General features: G+C 69.6%; 8 protein-coding genes and 1 tRNA gene. 6 read left to right on the top strand and 3 right to left on the bottom strand.

What is annotated here, in order from left to right; all coding sequences use genetic code 11:
- The 6 genes from RMO85_RS16080 to RMO85_RS16055 all read left to right on the top strand — a co-directional run.
- Positions 1-1,378 (top strand): substrate-binding domain-containing protein (locus RMO85_RS16080; RefSeq protein ID WP_310529731.1); only part of this gene is annotated, 1,378 nt, incomplete at its 5' end.
- Entirely contained in the window at positions 1,375-3,945 is a 2,571-nt protein-coding gene (locus tag RMO85_RS16075) for a hypothetical protein (protein WP_310529730.1), read from the top strand. The genes RMO85_RS16080 and RMO85_RS16075, both read left to right, overlap by 4 nt.
- A gap of 122 nt (positions 3,946-4,067) precedes the next feature.
- On the top strand, positions 4,068-4,862 hold the full coding sequence (locus RMO85_RS16070; protein ID WP_310529729.1) for a sortase domain-bontaining protein: 795 nt from the start codon (positions 4,068-4,070) through the stop codon (positions 4,860-4,862).
- A 26-nt stretch (positions 4,863-4,888) separates the two neighbouring features.
- Positions 4,889-6,451, top strand: coding sequence for an Ig-like domain repeat protein (locus RMO85_RS16065; protein WP_310529728.1), 1,563 nt, complete (start codon positions 4,889-4,891; stop codon positions 6,449-6,451).
- A 104-nt stretch (positions 6,452-6,555) separates the two neighbouring features.
- Positions 6,556-7,443, top strand: coding sequence for a phosphate ABC transporter ATP-binding protein (locus RMO85_RS16060; protein WP_310529727.1), 888 nt, complete (start codon positions 6,556-6,558; stop codon positions 7,441-7,443).
- Positions 7,440-8,201: a lytic transglycosylase domain-containing protein gene (locus tag RMO85_RS16055; RefSeq protein ID WP_310529726.1), complete on the top strand. Its 762-nt coding sequence runs from the start codon at positions 7,440-7,442 to the stop codon at positions 8,199-8,201. The genes RMO85_RS16060 and RMO85_RS16055 overlap by 4 nt, the downstream gene beginning before the upstream one ends.
- A gap of 97 nt (positions 8,202-8,298) precedes the next feature.
- Here the strand turns inward: RMO85_RS16055 and RMO85_RS16050 are convergent, their stop codons facing one another.
- From RMO85_RS16050 to RMO85_RS16040, 3 genes are all read right to left on the bottom strand, one after another.
- On the bottom strand, positions 8,299-9,522 hold the full coding sequence (locus RMO85_RS16050) for a hypothetical protein (RefSeq protein ID WP_310529725.1): 1,224 nt from the start codon (positions 9,520-9,522) through the stop codon (positions 8,299-8,301).
- Between the two features lie 158 nt (positions 9,523-9,680).
- A tRNA-Phe gene (locus RMO85_RS16045) sits at positions 9,681-9,754 on the bottom strand.
- Between the two features lie 69 nt (positions 9,755-9,823).
- On the bottom strand, positions 9,824-10,454 hold a 631-nt coding region (locus RMO85_RS16040), incomplete at its 5' end, for a HAMP domain-containing sensor histidine kinase (protein ID WP_310529724.1).

Below are 10,454 nucleotides of genomic sequence, written 5' to 3'. Positions count from 1 at the left end.
CCCGGGCGTCGACGAGTTCGGCAATGCAGACAACAGCAACGGTCGCGAGTTCGCCTACGTGCCGATCGTCGCGGGCGGCACCGCGTTCACCTACCAGCTCAAGATCGGCAACGAGCTCGTCCGCAACCTGCGCCTCTCCGGCGAGACGGTGGCCAAGATCTTCACCGGTCAGATCGTCGACTGGAGCGACGCGGCGATCACCAAGGACAACAACGGCCGTGCCTTTCCCAAGCTGCCCATCACCCCGGTCGTGCGCTCGGACGGCTCCGGCACGACCGCTCAGTTCACCACCTGGCTCAACGACGAGTACCCCTCGATCTGGCAGCCCTACTACGGTCGCCAGGGCTTCACGTCCTACTACCCGCGCAAGGGCCGGATGCTCGCCCAATCGGGCTCCGACCAGGTGATGAACACCATCTCCGGCTTCGCGGGAAACGGCACCATCGGCTACGTCGAGTACGCCTACCCCGTCAACAAGGACTACCCGGTCGTCAAGGTGCTCAACAAGGGTGGCTTCTACGTCGAGCCGACGCAGTACAACGTCGCGGTGGCGCTGACGAAGGCGCAGATCAACCAGGACAAGTCGTCCAACGACTACCTGACGCAGATCCTCACCGGCGTCTACCGCGCCACCGACCCGCGGGCCTACCCGCTGTCGTCCTACAGCTACATGATCATCCCGACCGGCGCGGACGACCAGCGGATGACCACCGCCAAGCGGCAGACCCTCGCGGACTTCATGTACTACTCGCTGTGCGAGGGCCAGTCCAAGGCCGGTCCCTACGGCTACTCGCCGCTGCCGCTCAACCTGGTGCAGGCCGGCTTCGAGCAGCTCAAGCTGCTCGCCACCGCCGACCCGGCGGTCGACCTCACCAACCGTGACGTCACCAAGTGCAACAACCCGACGTTCGTCGCGGGCGACCTCAAGCGGAACAAGCTCGCCGAGATCGCGCCCCAGCCGGCCGCCTGCGACAAGGAGGGCGAGGGACCGTGCGGCACCCCCACCGGCACCGGCGAGCCCTCGACCGACGACGCCGGCGTGCCTGCGACCGAGACCAGCGGTGGCAAGAAGGGCGGCGACAAGACGACCACGCCGACCGCCGCCGCCGATCCGGGTGGTACGCCGACGGGCGCGACCACCATCGATCCCGTCACCGGTGAGGCGGTCAACCCGCCCGCGGGGGCGACCGTCGAGGGCGTCAGCAGCACCACCACCACGGACGAGCCCCTCTATGCCACCCCCACCGAGCTGTCGGCCGAGCGGCCGATGGACGGCAAGGCGTTCGGCTGGCTGGCGGTGCTCGAGCTGCTGGCGCTGATCCTGGTGCCCGGCATCCTGATCAGCCGACGCGCAGCCCGCAACGGAGCAGCGCGATGAAGCTGGTCCGGATCGCGGCCTCGGCCAGCCTCGTTGCCGCGGTCGCGCTGGCCGGTGCCGCCACGGCGCAGGGCGCTCCCTCCCCGGCGGTGGGCGACGCTGCGGCGTACAGCCAGACGAAGCACCTGACCCGCTCGCTCGTGATGGAGGGGCAGGAACTGCTGATCGACGAGCGCGACGTCACCGTCACCGTCGACCGCACGACCGAGCTGCGTGGCCGGGAGCGGATCAACATCGCCTGGTCGGGCGCGCACCCGACCGGTGGCCGCGCGGCCAGCCCGTTCGGCGAGCTGGGGCTCAACCAGGAGTATCCCGTCGTGATCATGCAGTGCCGCGGCGTGGACGACCCGAGCCTGCCGCCCGAGCAGCAGCTCTCGACCAACACCTGCTGGACCTCGACGCGCCAGCAGCGCTCGCAGCTCGTCGACGACAGCACCGCCGTGTGGCGCCACGACCTCTACGGCAACGACTTCGACCGGGCCCAGAAGTCGGGGATGGGCGTGATCCCCCCGGAGTGCAACGACGTCCCCACTCTCTCGACCCACATCACCCCCTTCCTCGGCAGCAACGGCACCGTCTTCTCGTCCTGTACGGCGGAGACGATGGCCCCCGAGGCCGCGGTCGGTGCGGCCTTCCCGCCGGCGGAGATGGCTGCCTTCACCGACGGTGAGGGCAACGGCCGGGTGCAGTTCGAGGTCCGATCGGCCGTCGAGAACGAGTCGCTCGGCTGCTCGGACACGGTGAAGTGCTCGGTCGTGGTGATCCCGATCGAGGGCATCTCCTGCCTCGACCCCGATCGGGAATGCCAGAAGGCCGGCCGCTTCCTGCCGGGCCAGAGCAACTTCGCCAACGAGGGCGTCGACGCGAGCGTCTCGCCGGCCCTGTGGTGGTCGCCCTCCAACTGGCGCAACCGGTTCTCGATCCCGCTCGACTTCGGGCTGGCTCCTGACGCTTGCGACGTGCTCGACTCGCGCCCGCCCACCGGATTCTACGGCTCCGAGCTGATGGCCCAGGCCTCGCTCCAGTGGTCGCCGGCCTACTGCTTGAACAAGAAGCGCTTCAAGTTCCAGCACAACAAGATGTCCGACGAGGCCGGCTTCAACCTGATGGAGAGCGGCGGCGGCGTTGCGGCCTTCGTCTCCAGCGAGCACGAGGCCAAGGGCACTGAGCCCGTCGGCTACGCGCCGACCGCGGTGACCGGCTTCTCCATCGGCTACATCATCGACCGTCCCGACAACGCGGGGGAGTACACCAACCTGCGGCTCAACGCCCGACTGCTCGCCAAGCTGCTGACGCAGTCCTACCTCGGCAGCGAGCGCGCCCGCAGCCACGAGGGCATGGGTGGCAACCCGATCTCCTTCAACCTCGATCCGGAGTTCCAGAAGCTGAATCCAGGCCTCGACCTGGTCAGTCGGGAGGCGGCCGCCACCGTGCTCTCGCTGTCCGAGAGCAGTGACGTGATGGAGACGCTGACGTCCTACATCGCAGGAGACAGGTCGGCGATGGAGTGGGTCAACGGCAAGCCCGACCAGTGGGGCATGAAGATCAACCCGAAGTACAAGAAGATCGAGCTGCCGATCCCGCTCTGGCCGCTGCTCGACGACTTCGTCGCACCCAGCGAGCAGGAGTGCTACACCCAGAACCCGGCGCCGTACTTCACGCAGCTCGCCGCTCCCGTCACGTCGCTGCGCAAGATCGCCGAGGCCGTGCTCGACGCCTGGCCCAACGTGCAGACCAAGTGCGAGCGGTCCGTCTCGACCGACCCCTGGAAGATCGGCCGGATCGACCGGCAGGGTGTGGGCTCGCGGATGATGCTCGGCATCGTCAGCACCGGCGACGCCCGCCGCTTCGGCCTGCACGAGGCAAGCCTGGAGACGACCTCCGACCACTACGTCGCACCGACCGACGCCGCCATGGTCAAGGCGATCTCGTTGGCCGAGCCGGCCAAGAGTGGTGACGCCCCGTTCACGCTGGAGATGAAGGACGTCGTCAAGGCGAGGTCCGCCTACCCCGGCACCATGATCGTCTACACCGCGGCCCTGACCCACGGCCTGGCGAAGGCCGACGCCACCAAGGTCTCGGAGTTCATCGACATCGCCACGACCGAGGGCCAGCGGGCCGGCTACGGCAACGGCGAGCTCCCGCCGGGCTTCCTGGCCCTGAAGAAGACCGGCGCGACGGCGCCCCTGTTCAAGCAGGCGCACAGCGTCGCCGTATCCATCGCCAAGCAGAACGGCAAGGTGGCCGGCACCGGCGACGGTACGGACGGCACGAACACCGGCACCGGTGGCGAGTCCGGCACCCCGACCGGGCCCGGTAGCGTCACCGACGTCGAGCCGCCCGAGCCGGAGCCCGTGCCCGCGGCGGCCCCGACGGGCGCGGGCAAGCCGGCGAAGGGCAAGCCGACCAAGACCCCGAAGCCCAAGCCGGTCACGATGCCCGACACCGAGCCGGTCTCGTCGGCGCTCGCGGGCCGCCTCATCCCCGTACTGCTGGGGATCGGCGTGCTGGGCGCCTTCGCGACCAGCCTGCTGCGCCTCGGGCTCTCCCGGCGGAGGCGGTCGTGACGGCTCTCGCTGAACGACCCACGATCACTGCGAGCAGTCCGAGTGCTCCGCGTGCTCCCGCTCCGAGCGCCCCACCGACGTCCGCGAGGCAAGCCTTGGACGTCGTCTCCACGACGGCCACGATGCTCGCCCTCGTCGCGACCTGGGCCGCGGTCCAGATGCTCTTCCTCGGTGCGCTGTCCCAGCAGCGCGAGCAAGCCGCGCTCTACGACCAGTTCCGCGGCGAGCTCGCCGCCGCCACGGCCCCCATGGGCCCGGTGACCCCGCTCGGTGATCCGGTCGCCCTGATCTCGATCCCGCACCTCGGTGTCGAGCAGGTCGTGATCGAGGGCACCGCGTCCAGCGACCTCCTCGACGGGCCCGGCCACCTGCGCAACACCGTGCTGCCCGGACAGGTGGGCACCGCGGTGGTGATGGGACGTGCCAAGACGTACGGCGCCCCGTTCGGCTCCATCGCCGACCTGCGTGCCACCGACACGATCCGCGTGGTGACGGCCCAGGGGCCGAAGCAGTTCTCGGTCCTCGGCGTACGCCGTGCCGGCGACCCGCTCCCGCAGCCGCGTCCCGAGGGCGCCGCCCGCCTCGTCCTGGTCAGCGCCGAGGGCTCCGGCCGGTTCGCCGACCTCACGCCCGGCGAGGTCGTCTACGTCGACGCCCAAGCGAAGAAGGGCTTCCCCACACCGGCCGGTCTCCCGACCGCCGTCCCCGATCCGGAGCAGCCGATGGGCACCGAGCAAGGGGCACTTCCGCTCCTCGCCCTGTGCCTGGGCCTGCTCCTGGCGATGACCCTCGGGGTCATGGCCGCCCGCCAGCGCTGGTCCGCCGCCTCGGTCTGGGTGATCACGGCTCCGGTCGTCATCGCCCTGGCCTGGCAGACGACCGATGTCGTCATGCGCTTGCTGCCCAACCTGCTCTGACCAATCCAACGAAAAGGAATCAACAGATGTCTGTTCGCAGGCTCATCACCGGCGCGACGACCGCGTCGATCGTGGCCGCGTCGGTCGCCCTCATGGCGCCGGCCCACGCCGACCCGACCTTCGTCCCCGTCGACTCCGACCTCGTCGGCGTGGGCTCGGACACCTCCCAGTTCGCGCTGGCCTACCTGGCCGACGGCAAGGACGCCGTCGCCGGCTACAACGCCGGCAAGACCGCGGCGCGCCTCGTGTCCTTCGACGCCACCGGTGGTGGCACCGTGACCCTGAAGGCCGGCGCCACGCCCATCACCCGTCCCAACGGCTCCGGCGCCGGCAAGGCTCTCCTGTACGGCGCCGGCAACAACGCCGACGTCGACTACGCCCGCTCCTCCTCGGCCATCAGCGCCACCGAGAAGTCCAACGGCCTGTTCGCGTTCCCGTTCGCCAAGGACACCCTCGCGCTCTCCACGGCCAAGGTCTCCAACGCGCCGGCGACCATCGCACCCGCCGACATGGTCAAGATCTACGCCGGCACCTTCACCAACTGGTCGCAGCTCGGTGGCACCGCCGGAGTGATCGCGCCGAAGATCCCGCAGGCCGGGTCCGGCACGCGCAGCTTCTTCACCGACCAGCTCAAGGCCGCCAACGGCGGCACCGCCGTCACCCTCGCGCCCACGGTCGCCGAGGTGCAGGAGCACGACCCCAGCACGATCCAGAACGACCCCAACGCCGTTGCGCCGTTCTCCATCGGCCGCAACACCGTGATCGGTGCACCGTTGCGCATCGAGGGCGGCTTCGTCGCCGCACGCGCGCTCTACAACGTCGTCCGTCAGGCTGTCGTGGGTGACGCAACCGTCCTGGGCATCTTCGGCGCCGACGGCTTCGTCTGCTCCGTGGCGGCCAAGCCGCTGATCGAGGCCGCCGGCTTCGAGCAGCTCGCCCGCCCCGCCAAGGGCGGCGTGTGTGGCCAGGCCACGCAGGACGCGTCGACCAACTTCGCGACCAACACCGAGGTAGCCACGTCCACCACGCTCGCCGGCACCTCCACCGCCGGTGGCGCCGCCACCCTGACCGCCACCGTCGCCGCCTCGACGGCGCCCGACGGCCTCGTGAACTTCTACGAGGGCGCCGCCCTGGTCGGCACCTCGCCGCTCACCGGTGGCAAGGCGACCAAGGCGCTCACCGGCCTCACCGCCGGTGCGCACACGTACGTCGCGAAGTACGTCCCGCCAATCAACTCCACCTTCGTCGCCTCCGAGTCGGCCGCGACGACGGTCAACGTGCTGGCCAGCACCCCGGTGCCCGCGGTCAAGGCCAAGACGGAGATCGTCGAGAAGTTCAAACCCTCCTACGAGATGGCCAAGTCCTACAAGGGCAAGATCATTGTGAAGGAGTCCGCCGCCGGCGCCCCGACCGGCAAGGTCGTCGTCAAGCTCGGCAAGAAGACGGTCGGCAAGGGCACGATCAAGGCCGGCAAGGTGACGCTGACCGTGACGAAGCTGAAGCTGGGCAAGAACAAGCTGACCGCGACCTACGCGGGTGACAGCGCGTTCGCCGGCTTCAAGCTGAAGTTCACGATCACCGTCAAGTGAGACCAGCGGGCCCGGGTGGTTGCTGACGCCGCCCGGGCCCGCTACCCACGCTTCACCACCTCATGACCATTCACCAGCATCGTCGCCCAGCAGAAGAGACCGCCATGACCCCGAGACTGTCCACCGAAGCCGACTCCACGACGGCGATCGAGCCGATCGCGCCGTACGCCGCAGGCACGGCCACCCGCGGTGTCGACGCCCCGCTCCGTGGTGAGGGTCTGGCTCAGCTCGAGGCCCGCGACATCACCGCCTGGTTCGGCCAGCACAAGGTCCTGGACCGGGTCTCCCTGACCATGCCCGCCGGCGAGATCACCGCCCTGATCGGACCCTCGGGCTGTGGCAAGTCCACGTTCCTCCGCATCCTCAACCGCATGCACGAGCTGGTGCCCTCGGCCGCCCTCGCCGGTGAGGTCCACCTCGACGGCATCGACATCTACGACCCCGAGCGCAAGCTGACCGACGCGCGGCGCAGCATCGGGATGGTGTTCCAGAAGCCCAACCCGTTCCCCGCGATGTCGATCCGCGAGAACGTCGTCGCGGGCCTCAAGCTGACCGGCACCAAGGTCTCGAAGTCCGAGAAGGAAGCCCTGATCGAGCACTGCCTGATTCGCGGCGGTCTCTGGAAAGAGGTCAAGGACCGGCTCGACGCCCCGGGCGGCGGACTCTCGGGCGGCCAGCAGCAGCGGTTGTGCATCGCGCGCTCGCTCGCGATCAAGCCGCGGGTGCTGCTGATGGACGAGCCGTGCTCCGCGCTCGACCCCACCTCCACCCGAGTCATCGAAGAGACGATGAAAGAGCTGGCCACAGAGGTCACCATTGTCATCGTGACCCACAACATGCAGCAGGCAGCGCGCGTCTCCGACACGTGCGCCTTCTTCCTCGCTGCCCACGGCACGCCGGGCGTGATCGTCGAGCACGGCGACACCACGGCGATGTTCACCAACCCTCGGGACGAGCGCACCCACGACTACGTCAACGGTCGTTTCGGGTGAGGTTGCCGCATGTCCTCGGCATTGCGGGGGGAGTGGCGCTGCTGAGCGCCACCGGGTTCGCAGCCCAGCAGACGGCCCACCGCGACCAGGTGCTGAGTGCCTACGAGATCGTGCCGGACGCGCCTGCCCCGGCGACGGTCGTGGCCGAGGTCGCTCGCGTGAAGAGCGCCGAGCCCCGCGACGCAACGGTTGTCGCCAGGGCCGCAGCCGCTGTCGACCCGCGTTGGGCGCGTAGGACCGCCGACGCCGCCGGCATCCCACCGCCCGCCCTCACGGCGTACGCCCGCGCCAGCGTGCTTGCGCCGCGTGGCTGCCGGATCGGCTGGACCACCCTGGCCGGCATCGGGTGGGTGGAGTCCCAGCACGGCACCATCGGCGACCGCGTGCTCGGTGAGGACGGCCGCTCCTCGGAGCCCATCCTCGGCCCCTCGCTCGACGGCGGTGCGTACGCCGCGGTGCCGGCCACGCGCGAGTCGACTCGGTGGCACGGCGACCCCGACTGGGACCACGCGGTCGGTCCCATGCAGTTCATCCCATCGACCTGGCGCACGTGGCACACGGACGGCGACGGCGACGGGGTCGCCGATCCCAACGACATCGACGACGCCTCGCTGGCCACCGCCCGCTACCTGTGCGAGTCCGGGGATCTGATGGTCGGCGACACCTGGTCGCGCTCGGTCTTCGGCTACAACCACTCAGCCGACTACGTGCTCGAGGTCTACGCCGCAGCCGACGCCTACGCCGGCCGCACCGGTTGACGTCCGGGGCTCATCTCGCGTTCAGCCCAGCAGCCCGCGCAACTGGCGGCGCACGACAGATCAATCGATCGTCTGTCGTACGCCGCCAGTTCGTGGATCAGCTGAGCGTCATCCGGGGCTCGCCGTTGACCAGCCCGGTCCCGGAGATCGCGCAGGTCCCCGATCGTGGCGTGCCACCGTTCCAGGCCTGGCGAACGCAGGAGCGGGTGGCCAGCTGTGCCCAGTAGTTCGGGTGCAGGCTCTCCTGGACGTAGTACGGGCTGCCGGAGCCACAGCAGGTCGAGACCGTACGGATCTGGTTGACCCATTCCGTCTGGTCGACGGCGCCCGGCGTGGTCCAGTTGGCCAGGCCCTTCTCCTCATAGAGGCCGACACCGTTCTCGCACAGGCGCCGGCCGTTGAATGCCGACGCGAGGTTGAGGGTGCGCACCCCGGCGACGCCGGAGTCGGAGGCGGCGCCGGTCACGGCCCCGTTGATCAGGCTGAGCGCGGTGGCGTTGGCCCAGTCGGCGTCGCGGTTCCAGAAGCCGCACCCACCGGTGTCCTGGCGCGTGTAGCCGCTCTCCCCGTAGCGGAAGCCCGAGCCGTTCGGCAGGGGGGAGGGGTAGTTCTGCACCAGCAGCGTCCACGACCCGTCGGCGTAACCCGCGTTGCGCATGGCCGTGCGCACGTTCTGGAACGCGGCTGCGATGGCGGCACGCTTCGCGGCGACATTGGCAGCGGTGAAGTTGCTGGTCACCGAGGAGTCGTCGTTGCAGTAGTTCTTGGCCCACGTCGGCGACGTCAGCCAGTCGGTGACGCACGTCTGGATGATGGAGGCGAAGTTGAAGTCGTTGCCGCCGATCGAGACGGTCACCATCTTCACGTTGTGCGTCGCGGCGAAGTTCTGAAGCAGGAGGGCCTGCCCCTGGTTGCCACCGCTGTTGTAGAAGTCGAGACCGGGCTTGAAGTTGCCCGACGAGTCGGTGAAGGTCGCGACGCGCGAGCCGGAGCAGGCGAGGTTCAGCCCGCTGACGCCGCCGCCGATGTAGGCCTCGGCCGACTTGCTGCGGTGGCAGCGGTTGATGGTCTCGGCGGTGTTGCCGGGGTTGTCGAAGTAGGCCGTGCCACCCAGGGCGTCCGCCCGGGTGTAGGACGCGTTGGAGCTACCGGCCCACCGGCCCGCCTCACCGCTGATGTAGGAGTCGCCGAGGGTGACGACCCAGGGCGTACCGACGCCTGGCCCGTCGGCATGGGCAGGGGCGGCCGTGCCGGTGACGGCCAGCGTGGAGGCCACGAGGGCCAGGATGCTCAGTGCCAGGGCGCGTAGACGTGCGTTCATCGGTTTCCGTTCGACAGGGGGCGGGCGGGTGCGCCGGCCCATCACCGACTACTGGAAGGTAGTGGCGTAGGTCATACCGTGTCCATGGCTGAGGGCCGTGGGGACCGAAATGCACGAAGCGCCCGATCGGGACGCGATCGGGCGCTTCGTCCTGCGTGTGGCCAGGGGCGGGGTCGAACCGCCGACCTACCGATTTTCAGTCGGTCGCTCGTACCAACTGAGCTACCTGGCCAAGCGCGTGGAATGTTACATGAGCGGCCCGGCCGCCGCGGAATCGGTCGGGCAGCCCACCAGGACGGGTCTAGAGGTCCTGCTCGCCCTCGTTCACGGGCAGCTCGACCCAGAAGGCGGAGCCGGTGCCGAGGCTCGACTCGGCGCCGATCGTGCCCCCGTCGCGCTCCGCGATGGCGCGGGACAACGACAGGCCGAGTCCGGTGCCCTTGACGGAGGGCTTCGCGTACCGGACGAAGGGCTCGAACACGCGCGCGAGCTGTTCGGGTGCCAGCCCGGGTCCGGTGTCGCGCACGATCACCCGGAGGCGGGCTTCGCCGGACTCGCCCACGAACGAGGCGGTCGAGACCTCGACCGATCCCTGCGGGACGTTGTGAACGATGGCATTGCCCACCAGGTTGGCCAGCACCTGACGCAGTCCCGAGGGGTGGGCCCAGACCTTCTGTCCGGGCGCGACCGTGCTGGAGAGCCGTACGTCCGCCGCGCCCGCCGCAGTGCGGTGCCAGTGCAGGACGTCGGCCACCGCGGCCTCGATGTCCACGATGGCACGGAGGTCGGCATCGGCCACCACCCGACCGGCGCTCAGCAGGTCCTCGAGGACCGCCATCAGCTGCTCGCACGCCCGCAGGATGACGGCTCCGTCGCGGCCGACCGCCTGGGCGAAGGGGTCCTCGACGAGGTCGCCGGCCTCGTCGACCAGC

It is taken from the genome of Nocardioides sp., assembly GCF_031422975.1.
Taxonomy (GTDB): Bacteria; Actinomycetota; Actinomycetes; order Propionibacteriales; family Nocardioidaceae; genus Nocardioides.
Note: the sequence above shows the minus strand (reverse complement) of the source record. Positions and strands in the feature narration are given on the sequence as shown.